This is a genomic window from Pseudarthrobacter sp. NPDC092419 (genome assembly GCF_044755045.1).
GTDB lineage: Bacteria > Actinomycetota > Actinomycetes > Actinomycetales > Micrococcaceae > Arthrobacter.
On the sequence record NZ_JBIVQF010000001.1, the window covers coordinates 418,158 to 435,644 of the forward strand.

The 17,487-nt window shown below is 65.2% G+C and carries 23 protein-coding genes; 17 read left to right on the plus strand and 6 right to left on the minus strand.

Translation table 11 applies throughout. The features are described from left to right. Positions 1 to 157: 157 nt before the first annotated feature. The 6 genes from ACIQC0_RS01900 (at position 158) to ACIQC0_RS01925 (ending at position 5,482) form a co-directional block, all read left to right on the plus strand. Positions 158 to 1,699: an alanine/glycine:cation symporter family protein gene (locus ACIQC0_RS01900; RefSeq protein WP_377215210.1), complete on the plus strand. Its 1,542-nt coding sequence runs from the start codon at positions 158 to 160 to the stop codon at positions 1,697 to 1,699. Between the two features lie 291 nt (positions 1,700 to 1,990). Then, entirely contained in the window at positions 1,991 to 2,218 is a 228-nt protein-coding gene (locus tag ACIQC0_RS01905; RefSeq protein WP_377215209.1) for a lipopolysaccharide assembly protein LapA domain-containing protein, read from the plus strand. Positions 2,219 to 2,281: 63 nt separating this feature from the next. Beyond that, complete coding sequence (locus ACIQC0_RS01910; RefSeq protein ID WP_377215208.1) at positions 2,282 to 2,608, plus strand: zf-TFIIB domain-containing protein; 327 nt, start codon at positions 2,282 to 2,284, stop codon at positions 2,606 to 2,608. 144 nt (positions 2,609 to 2,752) lie between these two features. Then, positions 2,753 to 3,775, plus strand: a complete 1,023-nt coding sequence (locus ACIQC0_RS01915; RefSeq protein WP_377215207.1) for a DUF808 domain-containing protein — start codon at positions 2,753 to 2,755, stop codon at positions 3,773 to 3,775. 64 nt (positions 3,776 to 3,839) lie between these two features. Further along, complete coding sequence (locus tag ACIQC0_RS01920) at positions 3,840 to 4,157, plus strand: putative quinol monooxygenase (RefSeq protein ID WP_377215206.1); 318 nt, start codon at positions 3,840 to 3,842, stop codon at positions 4,155 to 4,157. A 29-nt stretch (positions 4,158 to 4,186) separates the two neighbouring features. Further along, positions 4,187 to 5,482, plus strand: coding sequence for a diguanylate cyclase domain-containing protein (locus tag ACIQC0_RS01925; protein ID WP_377215205.1), 1,296 nt, complete (start codon positions 4,187 to 4,189; stop codon positions 5,480 to 5,482). Positions 5,483 to 5,523: 41 nt separating this feature from the next. Here the strand turns inward: ACIQC0_RS01925 and ACIQC0_RS01930 are convergent, their stop codons facing one another. Further along, positions 5,524 to 6,546 carry a LacI family DNA-binding transcriptional regulator gene (locus ACIQC0_RS01930; protein ID WP_377215204.1) on the minus strand — a complete coding sequence of 341 codons (1,023 nt, stop codon included), beginning with the start codon at positions 6,544 to 6,546 and terminating at the stop codon, positions 5,524 to 5,526. A gap of 165 nt (positions 6,547 to 6,711) precedes the next feature. Here ACIQC0_RS01930 and ACIQC0_RS01935 point away from each other — a divergent pair, with 165 nt between their 5' ends. From ACIQC0_RS01935 to ACIQC0_RS01970, 8 genes are all read left to right on the plus strand, one after another. After that, positions 6,712 to 7,647, plus strand: a complete 936-nt coding sequence (locus tag ACIQC0_RS01935) for a dihydrodipicolinate synthase family protein (protein ID WP_377215203.1) — start codon at positions 6,712 to 6,714, stop codon at positions 7,645 to 7,647. A gap of 128 nt (positions 7,648 to 7,775) precedes the next feature. Then, positions 7,776 to 9,074: an Nramp family divalent metal transporter gene (locus ACIQC0_RS01940; protein ID WP_400532320.1), complete on the plus strand. Its 1,299-nt coding sequence runs from the start codon at positions 7,776 to 7,778 to the stop codon at positions 9,072 to 9,074. Positions 9,075 to 9,248: 174 nt separating this feature from the next. Then, positions 9,249 to 9,590, plus strand: coding sequence for a hypothetical protein (locus ACIQC0_RS01945; RefSeq protein ID WP_400532322.1), 342 nt, complete (start codon positions 9,249 to 9,251; stop codon positions 9,588 to 9,590). A gap of 299 nt (positions 9,591 to 9,889) precedes the next feature. Then, positions 9,890 to 10,150 carry a hypothetical protein gene (locus ACIQC0_RS01950; RefSeq protein ID WP_400532324.1) on the plus strand — a complete coding sequence of 87 codons (261 nt, stop codon included), beginning with the start codon at positions 9,890 to 9,892 and terminating at the stop codon, positions 10,148 to 10,150. 29 nt (positions 10,151 to 10,179) lie between these two features. Continuing rightward, positions 10,180 to 10,950 carry an ABC transporter ATP-binding protein gene (locus ACIQC0_RS01955; RefSeq protein WP_400532325.1) on the plus strand — a complete coding sequence of 257 codons (771 nt, stop codon included), beginning with the start codon at positions 10,180 to 10,182 and terminating at the stop codon, positions 10,948 to 10,950. A 24-nt stretch (positions 10,951 to 10,974) separates the two neighbouring features. Further along, complete coding sequence (locus tag ACIQC0_RS01960; protein WP_377215199.1) at positions 10,975 to 11,235, plus strand: hypothetical protein; 261 nt, start codon at positions 10,975 to 10,977, stop codon at positions 11,233 to 11,235. Next, a complete protein-coding gene (locus ACIQC0_RS01965; protein WP_400532326.1) occupies positions 11,232 to 12,737 on the plus strand; it encodes a hypothetical protein in 1,506 nt (501 codons plus the stop codon). Before ACIQC0_RS01960 ends, ACIQC0_RS01965 begins: the two co-directional genes overlap by 4 nt. Then, on the plus strand, positions 12,734 to 13,351 hold the full coding sequence (locus tag ACIQC0_RS01970; RefSeq protein ID WP_400532327.1) for a hypothetical protein: 618 nt from the start codon (positions 12,734 to 12,736) through the stop codon (positions 13,349 to 13,351). Before ACIQC0_RS01965 ends, ACIQC0_RS01970 begins: the two co-directional genes overlap by 4 nt. 25 nt (positions 13,352 to 13,376) lie before the next feature. Here the strand turns inward: ACIQC0_RS01970 and ACIQC0_RS01975 are convergent, their stop codons facing one another. Genes ACIQC0_RS01975 through ACIQC0_RS01985 form a run of 3 tightly spaced genes read right to left on the minus strand, consistent with a single transcriptional unit; the run spans position 13,377 to position 15,155 of the window. Beyond that, positions 13,377 to 13,877: an SRPBCC family protein gene (locus ACIQC0_RS01975; protein WP_400532329.1), complete on the minus strand. Its 501-nt coding sequence runs from the start codon at positions 13,875 to 13,877 to the stop codon at positions 13,377 to 13,379. 20 nt (positions 13,878 to 13,897) lie between these two features. Then, the gene (locus ACIQC0_RS01980; protein ID WP_400532330.1) at positions 13,898 to 14,632 is read right to left on the minus strand and encodes a hypothetical protein; all 735 of its coding nucleotides are present in this window, start codon (positions 14,630 to 14,632) and stop codon (positions 13,898 to 13,900) included. A gap of 37 nt (positions 14,633 to 14,669) precedes the next feature. Next, positions 14,670 to 15,155: a nucleoside deaminase gene (locus ACIQC0_RS01985; RefSeq protein ID WP_400532332.1), complete on the minus strand. Its 486-nt coding sequence runs from the start codon at positions 15,153 to 15,155 to the stop codon at positions 14,670 to 14,672. 98 nt (positions 15,156 to 15,253) lie between these two features. Here ACIQC0_RS01985 and ACIQC0_RS01990 point away from each other — a divergent pair, with 98 nt between their 5' ends. The 3 genes from ACIQC0_RS01990 to ACIQC0_RS02000 all read left to right on the plus strand — a co-directional run bounded on the left by ACIQC0_RS01990 (position 15,254) and on the right by ACIQC0_RS02000 (position 16,794). Further along, complete coding sequence (locus tag ACIQC0_RS01990) at positions 15,254 to 15,829, plus strand: HNH endonuclease (protein ID WP_400532334.1); 576 nt, start codon at positions 15,254 to 15,256, stop codon at positions 15,827 to 15,829. Positions 15,830 to 15,924: 95 nt separating this feature from the next. Then, positions 15,925 to 16,296: a hypothetical protein gene (locus ACIQC0_RS01995; RefSeq protein WP_400532336.1), complete on the plus strand. Its 372-nt coding sequence runs from the start codon at positions 15,925 to 15,927 to the stop codon at positions 16,294 to 16,296. Between the two features lie 123 nt (positions 16,297 to 16,419). After that, positions 16,420 to 16,794: a PH domain-containing protein gene (locus ACIQC0_RS02000; protein ID WP_400532337.1), complete on the plus strand. Its 375-nt coding sequence runs from the start codon at positions 16,420 to 16,422 to the stop codon at positions 16,792 to 16,794. Positions 16,795 to 16,931: 137 nt separating this feature from the next. On the opposite strand, the gene ACIQC0_RS02005 is transcribed toward ACIQC0_RS02000, so the two are convergent. Continuing rightward, the gene (locus ACIQC0_RS02005) at positions 16,932 to 17,258 is read right to left on the minus strand and encodes a type II toxin-antitoxin system PemK/MazF family toxin (protein ID WP_400532338.1); all 327 of its coding nucleotides are present in this window, start codon (positions 17,256 to 17,258) and stop codon (positions 16,932 to 16,934) included. Further along, positions 17,255 to 17,458, minus strand: coding sequence for an antitoxin MazE-like protein (locus tag ACIQC0_RS02010; protein WP_377215189.1), 204 nt, complete (start codon positions 17,456 to 17,458; stop codon positions 17,255 to 17,257). The genes ACIQC0_RS02005 and ACIQC0_RS02010 overlap by 4 nt, the downstream gene beginning before the upstream one ends. Positions 17,459 to 17,487 lie beyond the last annotated feature (29 nt).

Genomic DNA, 17,487 nt, shown 5'->3' on the forward strand with positions numbered 1-17,487 from the left:
CCAGCTGAAATTCGGTCAATTGGACTCATAGCCGAACCACGTGAGAAACTTCACAGGTTTGTGTGGCGCCCACCACGGGCTAACCTGCCCGTCCCTGCGCCCCGCCAAACCGCATCCGTTTCGCATCACCCACGCTCTTCATGGAGGGAACCCACTCATGAGCGATGTCTTATCCGCTATCAATGGCGTTATTTGGAGTGACTGGCTCGTTTACCTGTGCCTCGCCACCGGCGTCTACTTCTCCGTCCGCTCCCGCTTCCTGCAGGTGCGCCACGTCAAGGGAATGGTCCAGCAACTGCTGAACGGCGAAAAGTCCGCCGCCGGCGTCTCCTCGTTCCAGGCCCTGGCCATGTCCCTGTCCGGCCGCGTCGGCACCGGCAACGTCGCCGGTGTCGCCACCGCTGTCGCCTTCGGCGGCCCGGGCGCACTGTTCTGGATGTGGGCTGTCGCCTTCCTGGGCGCCTCCACCTCCTTCATCGAGTCCACGCTCGGCCAGATCTACAAGACCCGTGACCCGCAGACCGGTGAATACCGCGGCGGTCCGGCATACTACTTCTCCCGCGCCTTCGCCCACACCAAGGCTGCCGGTTTCTTCAAGGTCTACGGCTATGTCTTCGCCGCCGTAACCGTCCTCGCCTGCGGCGTCCTGATGCCGGGTGTCCAGGCCAACTCGATGGCCACCGCCATCGACGGCGCCTTCACCGTCCCGGCCTGGGTTGTCAGCGTCGGTGCCGTCATCGTCCTGGCACTGGTCATCATGGGCGGCGTCAAGCGCATCGCCAGCGTCGCTGCTTTCGTCGTGCCCTTCATGGCCCTCGGCTACATCATCCTGGCCCTGGTGGTCGTCTTCGTCAACGCCGGCCAGCTGCCGGGCATCCTGGCCATGGTCTTCCGCAGCGCCTTCGGCATGGACGCCGCACTCGGCGCCGTGATCGGCCTGGCCGTGATGTGGGGCGTCAAGCGTGGCGTCTACTCCAACGAGGCCGGCCAGGGCACGGGCCCGCACGCCGCCGCCGCGGCTGAGGTTTCCCACCCGGCCAAGCAGGGCCTGGTCCAGGCGTTCGCCGTCTACATCGACACCCTGTTCGTCTGCAGCGCCACCGGCTTCCTCATCCTTTCCACCGGCGCCTACCGCGTGTTCTCCGGCGGCAGCGAGGACGGCGAGGTCCTGGTTGAGGGCGGCCTGCTCTCCGCCACCGCCACGGTTGGCCCGCAGTACGTCCAGACCGGTTTTGACTCCGTCTTCCCGGGCTTCGGTGCCGCGTTCATCGCCGTCACGCTGATCTTCTTCTGCCTGACCACGATCATCGCTTACTACTACATGGCCGAAACCAACCTGCGCTTCCTGGTGGGCAAGTCCGCCAACAAGCTGGTGCCGGGCATCCGCGCCAACCTGGGCCGCGTGACCACCCTGGTCCTCCAGGTGGGCATCCTCATCGCCGTCGCCTACGGCTGCGTGAACACCGCCGCCGATGCCTGGACCATGGGCGACATCGGCGTGGGCCTCATGGCGTGGCTGAACATCGTGGGCATCCTGGTCCTCCAGAAGCCGGCATTCCAGGCCCTGAAGGACTACGAGCGCCAGATCAAGCTCGGCCTCGACCCGGTCTTCGACCCCCGTCCCCTCGGCATCACCGGTGCCACCTTCTGGGAGTCCTACAAGGTCGCCGAGCGCGAAAAGGAAGACGCACGCGTCTAAGCTGCACAGAACTTCCTGAAGTACGACGGCGGGGTGCCGGCTTTTCTGCCGGTACCCCGCCGTCGTCGTTCCCCGCCGCGGCGTGCGGTTCCGCCGTCACCGCCGCGGGCGTATCCTGAAAATCCAGCTGGTGGCGATCAAAGGAAAGTGATCAGGATGGCGTCCGAACCTGCCACACCCGGAGGACTGCCGCCGAAGCCGCCGTCTGACGTACCGGCCCCGGGAACAGCGCCTCCCGCTTCTTCCAGTACCAGGCCCCAACCGACCCGCTCCGGAGTGGTCTGGGTAGCCGTGGTCGTAGCGCTCCTCCTGCTGGTGCTCCTGATCATCTTCATTCTGCAGAACCAGGAGACCGCCAGGGTGATGTTCCTGGGCTTCGAGGGCACGCTTCCTCTGGGGATGGCCATGTTCATCGCCAGTGTCGCCGGCGGCATAGTCGTGGCCGTTGCCGGCGCAGCGCGGATCATTCAACTCCGTGCCAACGCCCGCAAGGTGCGGATGCTCCACAAGCGCCGCTGACGGCGACAGGATTACGGCCAGGAGCGCGGCGGAACTTTCGGGCGTGCCGAACGTTGTGCGGGTATGAAATGTCCTTTGGATTCAGTGGAACTTGTCATGACCGAACGCAGCGGCGTTGAGATCGACTATTGCCCGCAATGCCGGGGTGTGTGGCTTGACCGGGGGGAGCTGGACAAGATCCTGGACCGTGCTGCCGCGTCACCCGCTCCCGCCAGTCCGGCACCGCCCGCTCCCCTGCCAGTCCCGCCGCCTCTCTACACCGGCCATGATCAGCGGCGGGACGAGCGCAGCTACGACGGCCGCCGCAATGACAAACCGGGCTATGACCGAGACTACGGCCGGCGGCCTAAGAAGAAGGAAGGCTGGCTGGGCGACCTGTTCGACTTCTAAAGTCCCCGCCCGTTCCGGGCCGCCCGGCCCGGAACGGCACCCTCCCGGCAGCCCGGTCCCATATACTCTGACCATGCCGATCACGCTCCTGAACCGTGCCCTGGACGCTCAGCCGTCCGCCGTCGAACAGTCCGGAAGCGACCTGTGAGCGGCGGTCTGGTCGCCCTCCTGGACGACGTCGCAGCCCTCGCGCGCATAGCCGCCGCCTCGGTGGACGACATCGCCGCCGGGGCCGCGAAGGCGGGAACCAAAGCCGCCGGCGTGGTGATCGACGACGCCGCCGTCACCCCGCAGTATGTGTCCGGAAAGGACCCGTCCCGCGAACTGCCGATGATCCGGAAAATCTTCTGGGGCTCGCTGCGGAACAAGCTGCTGATCATCCTGCCGGCGCTGCTGCTGATCAGCACCTTCGCCTCCTGGGCCATCCCGTTCATCCTCATGATCGGCGGCACCTACCTCTGCTACGAGGGCGCCGAGAAGGTCTGGCACAAGATCCGCAAGGACCACGCGGATGAGAAGGCACCGGCGGTCGAGCGCGGCCCGGAGGCCGAGGCCAAGGTGGTCAAGGGCGCCATCACCACGGACTTCATCCTGTCCTGCGAGATCATGGTCATCTCGATGAACGAGGTGGCAGACGAATCCCTCTGGGCCCGGGCATCCATCCTGGTGGTGGTGGCCCTGGCCATCACGGTGCTGGTGTACGGGGCTGTCGCCCTCATCGTCAAGATGGACGACATCGGGCTGCACCTGGCTGCCAAGGACTCCGCAAGCTCCCAGCGCATCGGCGGGCTGCTCGTCAAGGGAATGCCGGCCGTGCTGGCCGCCATCACCCTCATCGGAACCGTCGCCATGCTCTGGGTCGGCGGCCACATCATGCTGCAGGGCGCGTACGACCTTGGCTGGCACCTGCCCTACGACCTGGTCCATGCCGTGGAAGAGCCGGTGGCCCACGTCGCCGTGGTGGGCGGCTTTCTGGCCTGGCTGGTGAACACGCTGTTCTCCGCGATCCTCGGACTCGCATGGGGGTTGCTCGTCATGGCCATCGTCCACCCGCTGCTGCACGCGCTGCCGTTCGGCAAGGGCAAGGGCGGCCACGAGGAAGGCGACGTCCGCGCCGAGCTCGCCGGGTACCGGCCGGGGAAGCACGACGGCGGTACGGCGCCTTAGCGAGGAGCCCGCCCACTTCGCGAGATGTTGGCGGCCGACCCGTACAGCAAAGAAAGGAAAACAGTTGATTTTCATTACCGCCAAGTTCCCGGTCAAGCCGGAGCACGCCGACGCGTGGCCGGAGATCTCCCGCGAATTCACGGAAGGGACCAACGCAGAAGAAGGCTGTCTGCTCTTCGAGTGGTCCCGTTCCGTGGAGGACCCCAATACCTACGTCCTGATCGAAGCCTTCCGTGATGACGAGGCCGGCGGAGCGCATGTGAACTCGCTTCACTTCAAGAAGGCCACCGCCGAACTGCCGGCGTACCTGGCCCGGACCCCGGACATCATCAATGTGAAGGTGGACGGCTGGTCCAGGCTCGGGGAACTTGCGGTCGAGTAGAGCCTAAAATCCCTTCGCCCGAGGACACCATGGATAAGAGCACAGCATCGCCGGCCACGTGGAGCCTGCAGCGGGAATGGTCCCGGGCGTTCATTGTGATGCTGCTCGCACTGCTGCTGGGCGCCGTGATCACCATCGTGGGAGTCCGTTCCGTGCTGGGCCAGGTTGAAGGCGCTGCCGCGCGGCTCCAGGCCGAGTACGCCAGTGTGGCTACGCTGGCTGAAGCGGTCGACGGGCACGAACAGTTGGGGCATCAGCTGCTCTCCGGGGCCCGGGTCAACAGGGAGGCTTTTGTTCTCGAACAACAGGACATCGAGGAGCTCTTCCAGGCTGCTGCGGAGACCGGAGACCGCGGCCGTTCCGAAATCCTGTCCCGGGCGCGGCAGTACTGGCAGTCGGGCCTGGAAAAGGGTGGCCTTTGGGGGGCAGCCGCTCTGAACCATGCCGGGAACGATCCTGCTGCCGGGACGGATTTGGCGGCTGCGGGTTCGAAGGTCCGGACGCACCTGAGCGAGGTCCAGCGTTCCTCGATCCAAGCGCTGAACAGCGGGCTCGTGGATACCAGCGCAATGGAGCGGCTCCTGACGATCGCCAGGATTGGACTGCTCTTGGCGGCGATCGGCGTCACACTGTACTTCCGGCGCCGTATGGTGACGGACCTGATCCGGCCGGTGAACAGCCTGCGGCAGGGCGTGCAGAAACTGCAGGCCGGGGACTTCGGCTACCGCGTGGAGGTGGCCCGGCGCGATGAACTGGGCGAAGTGGCGGTGGCGTTCAACGGGATGGCTGCCGCGCTTGAGGACAGCCACCAGAGCCTGACGTATCGGGCCACGCATGATGCCCTGACGGGGCTGGTGAACCGTGCCGGCCTTGCCGAGCGCCTGGCGGCATGGTTCGAACAGGACGATGCCCCCGGGCCTCCCAGCGTCGGCCTTCTGTTCATCGACATCGACGATTTCAAGGACGTCAATGATTCCCTGGGCCACGAGGGAGGCGACGAACTGCTCGTCCAGCTCGCCCGGCGGCTCCGGTCCAGCGTCCGCGCGCACGACGTCGTCGCCCGGCTGGGAGGCGACGAGTTCGCCGTCGTGGTTTTCGGCAAGGACGCCAACAGCCCGCCCACGGAGTCAGTCATAGAACGCATCTACGCTGCCACGAATGAACCGTTCATGGTGGGCGGACGGCCGGTCGGCGTGTCCCTGAGCATGGGAGTCGCCCGGCGGGCCGGGCAGTTCCCTGATCTTTCCGAGCTGCTGCGGGAGGCCGACGCAGCGATGTACCGGGCCAAGCATACGGGCAAGGCCCGGTACGAGAACTTCAGCTAAGCGCTGGACCGTCCAGCAGCACGGGTCTCAACGGCCACGAGTTACCCCTGCTGGCGCGGCGGGCCGCTCGATTCACGCGGAATGAGCGTGGGGATCGACTTCCTGATCCGGGGTTCCTGGGTTGGGTCGATGATGAGGTCGATGGCCGTCCTGGCGATCTGGTCCAGGGGTACATGCACCGAGGTCAGCGGGGTGGGCAGCCTGGCGGACAGCGGTGTGTCGTTGTAGCCGACCAGTGCCAGATCAGATCCGATTCTCAGGTCGTGGCGGTGGGCGGCCGCCATGATGCCCATGGCGGTGTTGTCGTTGGCGGCAAACACTGCGCTCGGCCGTCTCCTATCGCTCCCGGCCAGGAGCGATTCCCCGGCAGCGAAGCCGTTTTCAATGCCATAGCCTGCCGCCACGAGCCAGGGCCCGGGCGGGGTGATCCCTGCTTCGTCCATGGCCTTGCGGGCGCCGGCCAGGCGGGCGATGCCCGTGGAGGTGAACGATGGTCCCGTGACGACTGCGATGTCTCGGTGCCCCAAGTCGATGAGGTGGCGTACGGCGAGGTAGCCGCCCACTTCGTCGTCGCCCAGTGCTGACGGGCTGACGCCGTCAGTGCGCAGCACCAGGGCGTGCGGGACGCGGCGTTCGCGCAGGAAGAGCGGAAGGCCGTCGTCGAGCCTGGCCGTAGCCAGGATCAGCCCGTCCACGTTGCGGTCCAGCAGGGTCTCGGCGGCACGCCGTTCATCGTCCGGGTCATCGCCACTGGTGGCCACCATGGCGAAGTAGCCGCGCGAGGACGCCGCCCGTTCCAGCTCTTCGAACATCAGCGCCATGACGGTGTCGCTCAGCCGCGGGACGAGGACGCCGAGCGTGCGGGTCTCTCCCCGCCGCAGGCTGGAGGCGAAGGAGTTCCGCCGGTAGCCGAGTTCTTCGGCGACTTTTCGCACATGCGCAGCAGCCGCGGAACGGGATGTTGTCCGCTCATCCAGCGCCCGGCTGGCCGTGGAGATGCTCACGCCGCTCGCTGCCGCGACGTCCTTGAGCGTGACGATGGTGCCCGGGGTGGCCGGTTCCATGGGCTGTTCTCCTCTTCAGCAGGCGTGTAACAGACACTCTATTCCCCTTTTTGCAAACGTTCTCTTGACAGTGAGCTGCGACACGTGCAAACTTGAAAACGTTCCCGCAAACGTTTTCACCGAGGCGGGACGACCGACCATCAAAGAAGACATGAGGTAGCTCCAATGACCATCGATCTCCGTGGGCTGGTCCCCGCACCCGTCACCCCGTTCAACCGCGACGGCAGCGTCGACGTCGACGCGATCCACCGCTTGGGCGGCTGGCTGGCCAGCGTCGAGGGCGTCAAGGGCCTGGTGGTCCTGGGCCACGCCGGCGAAGGAACGTTCCTGACCCAGGACGAGCAGGCCCTGGTGATTCGCGAATTCAAGAACGCCGTAAACGGCGAGATCCCCATCATCGCCGGCATCACCGGCGAAGGAAACACCGTCGCAGCCCTTGAAGCCAAGCGGGCGGTGGAAGCCGGCGCTTCGGCAGGCCTGGTGTACCCGTCCCACGGCTGGCTCCGCTTCGGCTACCAGAAGGGCGCCCCGCAGACCCGCTACAAGGAAATCTACGAAACCTCCGGCCTGCCGCTGATCCTGTTCCAGTACCCGGACGCCACCAAGGCAACCTACGACCTGGAAACCCAGCTCGAGATCGCCGGCCAGGAGGGCGTGTTCGCCACCAAGAACGGCGTCCGGAACATGAAGCGCTGGGACACCGAGATCCCGGTCCTGCGCGCCACCTTCCCTGACCTGCAGATCCTCACCTGCCACGACGAATACCTGCTCCACACCATGTTCGACGTCGACGGCGCCCTGGTCGGCTACGGCGGACTGGCACCGGAGCCCCTGGTGGAGCTCATCGCCGCCGGCAAGGCCGGTGACTACAAGGCAGCGCGTGCCATCCATGACCGCCTCCTGCCGGTGACCAAGAACGTGTACCACCGTGGTTCCCACATGGAAGGCACCGTCGCCCTCAAGGAAGGCCTGGTGGCCCGCGGCATCCTCGAGCACGCCACAGTCCGCCCGCCGCTGCTTCCCCTGGCAGAGGGTGCGGACCAGGAGATCGCGCTGGCCCTGAAGTCCGCCAACCTGGGCAGCGTCACTGCCCGCGTCTGATCCACCCCTTCACGGATCCTTTCGGGCGGCGGGTCCCGCTACCCGCCGCCCGGCCCCAAAGCTTCACACTCTCCATTCCGGTCAATGACGACCACCCAGCAACGCCGCTGAATAAGGAGGACTCGCCAATGCGCGAGCAGAATAGGACCATCACACACCCCGGCACCAGGGACGAGCAGATGGCAACGCAGCACGGAACCCCTAACCAGGGGACCACCAAGAAACAACGCACGTTCCTGGGCTACCTTGCCCTCATGGGCCCGGCCTTCGTGGTCGGGGCATGGCAGTTCGGTCCCGGCAACCTCACCACCGCCGTGCAGGCCGGTAGCCGGTTTGACTACTCCCTCGTGTGGGTCATCGCCGTCTCCACCGTCCTGATGATCTTCTTCACGGACATGAGCGTCCGGCTCGGCATCGTCACCCCCGTCTCCCTGATCAGCTCGATCAAGGAGCACCTGGGCAAATGGGTCGGGGTGCTGGCAGGCTTCGGCGTCTTCGGCATCACCCTGATGTTCTCCGTCGGCAACGCCGTGGGATCGGGCCTGGGCCTGTCCCTGGTCTTCGGAGGATCCCCGGTGCTGTGGACGGTCGTCTGCACGGCCGCCGTCGGCTTCGTCCTTGCGTTCCGGAACGTCTACGGCGTCGTGGAAAAGGTCCTCCTGGGCATCGTGGTCCTCATGGGCCTGGCCTTCATCGCCAGTACCATCGTGGCCCAACCCGACTGGTACCGCTCCATGGCCGGAATGGTCCCCCAACTGCCGGCCGGCAGCGAAATCCTCATCGTGGCACTGGTGGGCACCAACTTCTCCATCAACGCCGCCTTCTACACCTCGTACGGAGTGAAGGAACACCGGCGCACCCGGGCTGACTACCGGGACATCACCCTCGCGGATACCATCCCCGGCATCGTGGCTCCCGGGATCATGACCGCCCTGGTCATCCTCGTGGCCGCCGCAGTACTCGGAAAGACCGGCGGCGAGGCCGGCACCATCAGCGCCCTTGCCTCCGTCTTCACGCCGCTGGCAGGGCCGGTCGGCTCGATGGTGTTCGCTTTGGGCCTGTCCGGAGCAGCGTTCTCCTCCATGATCGCCAACGCCACCGCCGGCGGCACCATGCTCTCCGACGCGCTCGGCCGCGGCCCGAAAGCCGGTTCCCCTACCGCCCGCATCTTCACCGGACTGATCCTGGCCTTCGGTCTGATCATCACCCTTTCGTTCCAGTCCTCGCCCGTCGGGCTCATCGTGATCGCCCAGTCCCTCACCGTGCTCATCGCGCCACTGCTCGGAATCCTGATCGTGACCATGGCCAACAAGACCGCCGTCATGGGCGATCTCCGCAACAAGTGGTGGCACAACGTCTTCGCCGTCGTAGGCCTCATCGCCATCATCAGCTCCTCCATCAGGCTCATCACCATCCTCCTGGGATAAGGGACTGACGGCTGCTGCGACCGAAGTGCCCCCGCCGGCTGGCGGGGGCACTTCCCGCTGCAGCGGCGTCCCCTGCACCACCCCTGCACGCGGGCCATTTCTCCCCTACTGCCAGCGGCTGCGCAGTCCTACACTGGCTGTAAGCGCAGCGGTTACCGAATGAAGGAGAAGGCCATGGCGGTCATCGAACAGGTGCGTGAAGGAATGCACGTCGTAGCATCCGACGGGAGCAAAGTCGGAAAGGTCGAGGACCTGAAGATGGGTGACCCGGAGGCGGTTACTGCTGAAGGGCAGACGGATCCGGAAACAGGGGGCCTGGTTAACACCGGGATTGCCTCCTTTGCCGCCGATTCAAAGTTGCCCCACCATACCGCGGAGAGGTTGCTGCGGATCGGCTACGTAAAGGTCGACAGGGCCGGCCTGTTCGCGGGTCACGCGTACGTCGCCTCGGATGAGCTCGACCGGGTCGAGGGCGATACCCTCTGGCTCAAGGAAGGCCTGTCCCTGGACCGGTGATCCGGTAATCCTGCGGAAGCGTTCGGCTGCCCGCCGCTCCTTCGCGCCGCCCCGATACTGGAGCAGGACCACCCCGCCCGGCACCAGGTCGCCGCCCGCCTGCGCCTTCAGCGCCGCGATCTGTTCAGGCACCTCCAACCGGTCCCAGACAAAAATCAAACGTTTGGATTTTCCTATTGATTTGCTCATTTGCTTGCATATAGTCTGTCCCTTGGCGGATTCGAGCCGCGGTTATTTTGGGGGTAATCCGTTGTAGTTTGCCATTTTACAAATCACTCGTATCCGTAAGAAGGTATTCGATGCTGTTAGCTCTGACTGATTATGCAATCGGCGCCCATGTCGCCACTCAGAACACCATCGCACGTGCTGTTGATACCGCCCTCGACAAATCAAACGGTTTCCGTTGGGTATGGCTTGTTCTCATCGGCATCTTCGTTATCGCCGCCGCCATCGCGTGGATCTACTGCCGGAACGCCGGTTACCGTGGATTCACAGGGCACATCGAAGCGGTCAGGGGCCCCTGGGGCATCAAGATCGGCATTAAACTTGGTTGCTACTAAGGCCGAAGCCCGCTAATTAAGGACTGAAAATGGACTTGCCTGACCCGCTGCAGGTAGCGGAATTAACCAAAATTTATGGATCCCGGCCCGGGATCGAAAATCTGTCCTTTACGGTCGGTGCCGGACAAATAACCGGACTTCTGGGACCGAACGGGTCAGGCAAGTCCACCACCATACATTGCATCACCGGATTTATTAAGGCTTCTTCCGGCCGGATCCTGTTGGGCGGCGCCGCCCACCATTCGGTGGAAGCCAAGGACCGGTTCGGGTTTTTCCCGGATGACCTGCCCATGCCGGATTCGCTCACCGGCTCCGAAACGATCGCGTTCTACCGCCGGCTGCGCCCCCTGTTTTCAGATGCGACGGCGGACGGGCTGGTGGAACTGCTCGGACTTTCGGCCCACCTGGGGAAGTATGTGGGCGAGTACTCGCACGGAATGAAACGCAAACTTCAGCTGGTCGTCGCCCTGGCCCACCGGCCCGAATTGCTGATCCTCGATGAACCGATGCGCGGACTGGACCCCGAAGCCGGGCTGTTGATGAACGCCCTCCTGAGGACCTTTACCGAAGAAGGTGGCGCCGTCCTGCTGGCAACCCACGACCTCACCGCGGCGGAGCGGGTGTGCGGCTCGGTGGTCATCCTGGCGCAGGGCCGGATGGTGGCTGCAGGCGCACCCGGAGACCTCATGGCACGTCACGGCACCGCGTCCCTGGAAGAACTGTTTGTCCACGCCACGGGTCTGCACACGGCAATGCTCGGAAAAGAACTGGAGCTGCAGCGGCTGCTGCAGCTGCCCTGACAGAACATAGGAGAAGAGCAGATCATGACCTTCGCTAAGTCCCTCGGGTTTGGAGCAGCGCTGTCCCTGCTGACGCTGGCAGCGGTCTTCCTGATCACCTTTGTCACGAACGGCGACTTCTCACTGCCGGCTTTTGTTGTGGTGGAATCGACCACCACCGCCACGGGTGCACCGGAAACCAGCATGTTTTTCAACCCGTTGGGGCCGGTTCTTCTTGCACTGCTGGCCGGAGCCCTGATCTGGCTGGTATCCCGGGGCATGAAACGCCAGGCCAGTCAGCAGTGACGCTCCCGCTACGCCGCAGCCCGGCACCGCCGGGGGCGTTCACCGTCACTGCCGCAGTCCACAGCATCACGTGGCGGATCTGGTTCAACGATCTGGCCCGCTCACTCGGATCCCCGGCCCGGGCGAAGTCGCTGCTGATCGGTATCGGCGCCGCCATGGCAGCTTGGACTGCCTGGTCGAGTGTGGAGCTCGGCCGCCAGTTGGGACTCGATGCGGAATCCGGGTGGCAGATAGCCGGTCCCGTTGCCGGTGTCATGTTCACCATGCCGGCCCTTGCCACACTCATGGCCGTCCTGTACGCACCCAGCCGCACACTGCTGACGGAGATGCTGTCCGTGTTGCCTGTCAGGCAGGCGCACACCAGGGCTGCCGTCCGGTGGCTCACCGTTGCAGTCGGGCTGTGCGGGGGGCTGCTGATCGCCGCACCCCTTGCCCTGCAGTTCGCTTTTGCCGGAAGCGTGCGGGTTGCCGTCATCGGATTGAGCAGTGCCGTCTACGCAGCCCTGCTCGGCGCGCTGACCACCCAGGTGCTGGTCGAAGTGACGCAGGTAGCCGGTGGCCGGCTCCTTGGCCGCAACACTGTCATTATCCAAGGCATCAGCGGATTGGCCGTTGCAGCGCTGCTGCTCCTCGCCTTCATCGCCACGATGCCGCTCAACGGCAGGGAAAGCGGCGGGCCGCTGCGGCCGCTCGGCGATGTCCTGGCCTGGCTGCTCGGGGGGCCCGCCCCCTCATGGTGGGCGGCCGCCGTCGCGTTCGGCCTCCCGGTTCTGCTGATTGTGGCGCTGCGCCTGCTGGAATCGGCGCCCAGGCCGGACATGGCACCTTGGCGCCCGGGCCTTCGGCTGCGCTTCCGGGCGCGGGCCGCACACGACGACTCGTTGTTCCGCTTGGAGCTTCTCCAATGGATCCGCTATCCCAGCAATGCAGTCCTGCTGCTGTTCATTAACGGGCTCTGTATCGCCGCTGTCGTGTCGGCAGCGGCCGCAGGCGCGGATGACCTGGGCCTGACGTACGTCGCCCTGGCCGTTGCCAGTTCCATTGGCATCGGCTGCTACGGCCCCACCCGCAGGCACCACTGGATTTACCGCATCGCCGGGAGCCCTACGGCCTGGGTGGCGCCAAAATTCATGGCCGTGGTGGCCGTGTGGTCCGCAATGATGGCCATCTACGGTACGGCTCTGGTGCTGCTGACCGGATGGGAGCCCTTCGAGCTGGTGATGACCCTCCCGATGCTGTTCGTGGAACTGTGTGCCAGTTGCATCGTTGGCCTGGTGCTCCCGGTGTCCCGCGACCAGTCGATCGGCGGGGCGGTGTCCGAGGCCGTCGCCCTTATCGGCCTGATCGGCCTGACGTTCTCAGCCCAATCCGTCCTTGCCATGTCCGCAAATCTCCTGATCGGGGTTCTGCTGCAGCTGCTCATGATGGCCGCGGTGGCAACGGCCTACTTCGCCATTGGCCGGAAGCTGGCCCTGCGCGGATCCGACATGGCGGAGATGTGACCGGGCACCACGGCCCAGGGGGCAGCCTCGCCGTCTTGGGCAGCGTCGCCGCTTCCCTGCTGGCCGTGACCAGGGCAGCGTCGAAACCGGCGCTGGCCATGGCCGTCCTGTTTGTCGGAGCAGGGACTGTGGCCGCGGTGGCAACCGGGGTGCCGGACGTTCCCCTGTCGGCAGCATTGACGGGCCTCATTGTCAGCGTTACGTCCCTCATCGTCCATGAGACTGCACATCTGCTCACCGCACGCGCCCTGCTGCGCCAGCCTTCGGCATGCTCCGTCCACCATTCAATGACCGAAGTCTGGATAAAGACCCCACCCCTGGGCGGCAAGCAGAACATCCTCACCGCACTCGCCGGGCCGTCCGCCGGCATCATCTGGTGCCTGCTCGCCATTCCTGCCGGTGCACCGGCCTGGATCGCTGGTGCCATCGCCGTGGTGCATGGCGTGAACCTGCTGCCGTTCCTCGCCGACGGACGAATGCTCCTGGTCGGTCTGGGCCAGATATTCCTGGCGGCTTCGAGATACTCAGGACCACCGCCGCGCCGCGCGAGGGCAGGAGCTCGAGTTCACCGTCGAACGTGTGGGTCTCCCCCTCCACCAGGCAGAGGATCGTGAACTGGATAATGGTTCCGACTCACACCTAGGAGCGGGCCTCCTCATCTGCATCGATGGATTCGGCGATCCGCTTGATCGCCGCGAGCGTTTTCGGAATGCCGTCGAGGGCCTGCTGGGTGCGGTCGGCGATCTGGACCTGGGCGCCGTCGCCGAACTTCTCCTCGAACATGGCTATCCCGGCCGGCAGGAACTCCCACGACTCGGTAAGCGTCGTCCCGGTTTCCGCCGGGGTCATCGTGAAGCCCCACCGGACAAACTTGCCGCCTACCACCCAGGCGAACTCACGGCCGCGGTCGGCAGTCACGACCTGCGACCGGGTCTCCCAGGTCCGCTGCGGCAGCTCATTGCGCCCGGTAAACCAGGCCCCGGGCTGGCCGGCACTGTCCTCGTCGTCCCACCAGCATGATGTACAGACGGGGCTCCATTCGCCGGTGCGGGTGATATCCGAGACCAGGTCGTAGAGGGTATCGGCTGAGGCCTGGACGGTGATGGAGTCCTGGTACTGGCGGATGCTGGTCTCGTTCATGGGTTCATCCTTCCCAACGTTCACTTCTTCTGACGCCGGCTGCCGCCGTGCCAGTCCTCCTGCTGACCCACTGTATTCGCGGCCACTCCGAAGGCAGGCAGCTGAGGCTGCTCGCGCAGGCTGCGCTTGAGCTCGGCGAAACCTCCGAAGCGTGCCAGCCCCACCACGTGGTCCCACAGCTCTGCGGCTGACTCCCCCTCCGGCAGCCGGCTGATGACCGGCCCGAAGAAGGCCACGCCGGTCGGTGGTTCAAAGTGGATGATGGGCGTGCCCACGTCCTTGCCGGTCAGGGCCAGCGCCTCGTCCGTTTCCTGCCGGATTTCGAGGTCCCAGGACTCGTCGTCGAGAGCGTCCGCGAGGTTCAGGGGCAACCCGGCGTCGGCGAGGATCGGCTCCACAAACTCCCGCGTCCCGCGCCTCTCCCGCATCTCGCCCTCGGTGCCCTGGTCCGCGTCCGGGGCGGTTTCGAAGATGTGTGTTCCGAACGCTTCATACAGCCGGCCGATCGACTCGCGGCCATGCTCCGCGCGGGCCGTGGCTGCCACCCGCAGAAGCCGGAGTCCGGCAGTGTGCCCGGCCTCGTATTCCGGCGGAAAGTGAGCGTCATAGTCAACCTCGGCATTGACCTGGCGCAGGGAGATGAACCGCCAGTCGACGGTGTAGTCGCGCTGGGCCTGCACCAGCCGCACCCATTTGCTGGTCATCCAGGCGAAAGGGCAGACCGGGTCGAAGTAGAAATTGATATCGGCTTTCATTCGTCCACCCTTACACCGGTTAGTGACGCAGGTCTAATCAGGCCTCTTCCGCGATGTCCTCCGCCCACAGCTCCGGATGGGAATCCTGGAAGGCGCGCATCATGTCCACGCACCGCTGGTCCTCCAGCACCACCACCTCAACGCCGCGTGACCGCAAAAGCTCCAGTTCGCCGTCGAACGTCTGCGCCTCCCCCACCACCACGCGCGGGATCTTGAACTGGATGATGGTCCCGGCGCACATGGCGCACGGCGCGAGGGTGGTGTAGAGCGTGGTGTCCCGGTAGCTCTTCTGCCGCCCGGCGGCGCGGAGCGCGGACATCTCCCCATGCGCGATGGGGTCGGCGTTCTGAACGCGCTCGTTGTGGCCGCTCGCGATGACGACGCCGTCTCGGGCGAGCGCGGCGCCGATGGGGATCCCGCCGTCGGACAGGCTCTTTTGGGCGGCGCGATAGGCGGCGTCGAATGCGGCAGCGTCGGTGCTGTCCGGTGCCGGCGCGGCGGGCTGCTGCGGCTCGTGGGTCATGGCGCCATTGTTGCACGGGGCTCTGTTGTTTTTGACTATACGATTCTCTAGAAACCCGGAAGCTGTGATTTTCCGGGAAATGAATATGGGGGAATTTTATGCAGGAATTAAGCCGAATCTATTGGACGCGGATGGGCCTTCGGCTGGCGTATTCGGCGGTGATGCTGTGGCTGGCTTTCTCGGTGATGACAGCTCTTATGCCAAAGGCCGCGCCGGTTGCCGGCCCGGCGCCGACCACTCCCGCGGAGGTCCTTCGCGGACTCGTCGACGGGGTGGTCGCCGTGGCAGTGCTGCCAGGGCTGGTGATTGTCGTTCTGGGCATCGTCGCCGCGGTGGTCACCGCCGGTGATGTACGACGGCGGGACCCGGTTCGGCGCTTCACCCGCCAGCAGCGACGCGAGGGGATGTCCCGGGCCGGCGGGCTGTGCGAGCTGGAGTCAGGGTTCGGGCGGCGCTGCGCACGCCCGGCCGAGCACGGGGACCACTTCTATCCGTGGTCCAAGGGCGGGTCCACCAGCCTGCAGAACTTCGTGGCGGCGTGCGCCAGGTGCAACCGCAGTAAGCGTGCCGGCATCCCGTCCCCGGCCCAGCAGCGGCGCCTCGAACGACGACGGCGGGACTACCTGCCGTCGTCGTCCTCCGTCAGCGTGGGCGAACGCCAGCCGCTGCCCTGACGCGGGCAGCCAATAGCCAGCTCGAGTGAATCAGGCGGGAAGCACCTCTTCCGGAGTTTCCTCCCATAGCGGGGATCCGGTCGATAAAATGGGCCATGGTGTTGCTTTTCTCAGCAATGGGAATCCTGCTTTGGGCCGGCTTCCTGCTGGCTGCCTGGCTTTTCCTGGGAACCTTGCTGGTCATCGGCAAGTCGATTGGTTGGTCCGTGGACCTCGTTGCTCTGCTCATCCGCAGGAACAAGATGCGTGCCGCTTCCAAGGGAAGTGTCCGCCCAGCACCGCCCCGACAAGTTGCCCCGGAGCGGAATGCGCCGCCCGCCCGCAAACCGCCGGCCCAGAAGCCGACCGCCCAGGAATTGACGCAGGACATCATGCCCAAATGGAACACGGCGCATCGGCGCGACGTGGACCGCGACCTGGCCGAGTGGCAGGCGCAGTTCGACGCCCTGGACCGCCGCAACGTGTAGCAATGACCTCCAGGTAGAGCCGATCTTTGCCGGGTCCCGACGCGGCCCCCAGCTGGTCAAGCGTCGGTCTCGTGGTGGAGCCGGAATTCGGCATGGTCATGGAACAAATAGGGGGAGTTTGTAATGGAAGCAGCCGCAGTAGCTACATGGATGTTCGTGGAGGAATGCCCGATTCCCCAAGACGTCGCGGAGCTCATGGTCGGCGGTGAGCAGCCCGTAGCGGCCTACAAGACGTTCCGGGACAGCGCAATTTTCACGACCAAGCGCATGATTGTCCGTGACGCACAGGGCTTTACGGGCAAGAAGGTGGAGATTTATTCACTCCCCTATTCGGCCATCAACATGTGGTCGTCCGAGAACGCCGGGACATTCGACCTCGATGCAGAACTGGAGCTGTGGACCCGGGCAGGGCATATCAAGATCAAAGTCGGCAAAAAGGCTGACATCCGGCGGCTCGACATGCTGATCGCCCACTCCGTGCTGGGAACGCAGCACTGATGTAATGGGAGGCCGCGCGCTTCTTGCCTGGTACGTCCCCCGCCCGGAAGTGCCCGAGCGTTCGCGGCGGAAAGCCCGCATTAAGTGAGAGAGCGTCGGAGGGGACGACGGCGGAACTGCCTGCCGACGCCGGTCTATCAGCGTGCCAGGCCGAGGAAGACGGCGAGCGATTGCTCCACGGCAACCATGGTTTCAGAATCGATTCTGCCGATTCGCGGGCCGAGGTTCGCGCGTCGCACCGTTGTCAGCTTGTCCACCATGATCTGGCTGGTCTGCGCCAATCCGGTCAGGGTGCTTGGCTCCACCGTCAGCCGTAGCAATGGCGCGTCAGTGAGGTGCGAGGTCAGCGGGAGTAGGGTGATCGATTCTGATTTCCCGAACACGTCATCCTGGATGATGAGCGCCGGCCGCGGTTTCTGCGCATAGGTTCCGCCGGATACCGTCCACAGCTCACCGCGGTTCACTCGGGCCAGTCTTCCGAGATCTGTTCGACGAAGTCCTGGTCGTCGAAGGCCCGGTCGGCAGCGGCAACCGCGAGCGCCTGACGTTCGGCCTCCCGCCTGAACTCGTCCGTGCGCGCGTCCGGCACCCACATCTGGATCTGCCGGAAGCCCCGTTCGCGCATGACGGCACGGTGCCGGGCAACCCGGTCTCTAACACCCATACCTCAACGTTACATGTAACGCTTTGCCC

Coding starts and splice junctions, on each gene's coding strand:
- ACIQC0_RS01960 (WP_377215199.1), top strand. CDS start 10,975: ATGACCTTCGCTAAGTCCCTCGGGTTTGGAGCAGCGCTGTCCCTGCTG.
- ACIQC0_RS01955 (WP_400532325.1), top strand. CDS start 10,180: ATGGACTTGCCTGACCCGCTGCAGGTAGCGGAATTAACCAAAATTTAT.
- ACIQC0_RS01985 (WP_400532332.1), bottom strand. CDS start 15,155: ATGACCCACGAGCCGCAGCAGCCCGCCGCGCCGGCACCGGACAGCACC.
- ACIQC0_RS01995 (WP_400532336.1), top strand. CDS start 15,925: ATGGTGTTGCTTTTCTCAGCAATGGGAATCCTGCTTTGGGCCGGCTTC.
- ACIQC0_RS02010 (WP_377215189.1), bottom strand. CDS start 17,458: ATGGGTGTTAGAGACCGGGTTGCCCGGCACCGTGCCGTCATGCGCGAA.
- ACIQC0_RS01990 (WP_400532334.1), top strand. CDS start 15,254: ATGCAGGAATTAAGCCGAATCTATTGGACGCGGATGGGCCTTCGGCTG.
- ACIQC0_RS01925 (WP_377215205.1), top strand. CDS start 4,187: ATGGATAAGAGCACAGCATCGCCGGCCACGTGGAGCCTGCAGCGGGAA.
- ACIQC0_RS01945 (WP_400532322.1), top strand. CDS start 9,249: ATGGCGGTCATCGAACAGGTGCGTGAAGGAATGCACGTCGTAGCATCC.
- ACIQC0_RS01900 (WP_377215210.1), top strand. CDS start 158: ATGAGCGATGTCTTATCCGCTATCAATGGCGTTATTTGGAGTGACTGG.
- ACIQC0_RS01930 (WP_377215204.1), bottom strand. CDS start 6,546: ATGGAACCGGCCACCCCGGGCACCATCGTCACGCTCAAGGACGTCGCG.
- ACIQC0_RS01975 (WP_400532329.1), bottom strand. CDS start 13,877: ATGAACGAGACCAGCATCCGCCAGTACCAGGACTCCATCACCGTCCAG.
- ACIQC0_RS01950 (WP_400532324.1), top strand. CDS start 9,890: ATGCTGTTAGCTCTGACTGATTATGCAATCGGCGCCCATGTCGCCACT.
- ACIQC0_RS01980 (WP_400532330.1), bottom strand. CDS start 14,632: ATGAAAGCCGATATCAATTTCTACTTCGACCCGGTCTGCCCTTTCGCC.
- ACIQC0_RS02000 (WP_400532337.1), top strand. CDS start 16,420: ATGGAAGCAGCCGCAGTAGCTACATGGATGTTCGTGGAGGAATGCCCG.
- ACIQC0_RS01910 (WP_377215208.1), top strand. CDS start 2,282: ATGAAATGTCCTTTGGATTCAGTGGAACTTGTCATGACCGAACGCAGC.
- ACIQC0_RS01940 (WP_400532320.1), top strand. CDS start 7,776: ATGCGCGAGCAGAATAGGACCATCACACACCCCGGCACCAGGGACGAG.
- ACIQC0_RS01935 (WP_377215203.1), top strand. CDS start 6,712: ATGACCATCGATCTCCGTGGGCTGGTCCCCGCACCCGTCACCCCGTTC.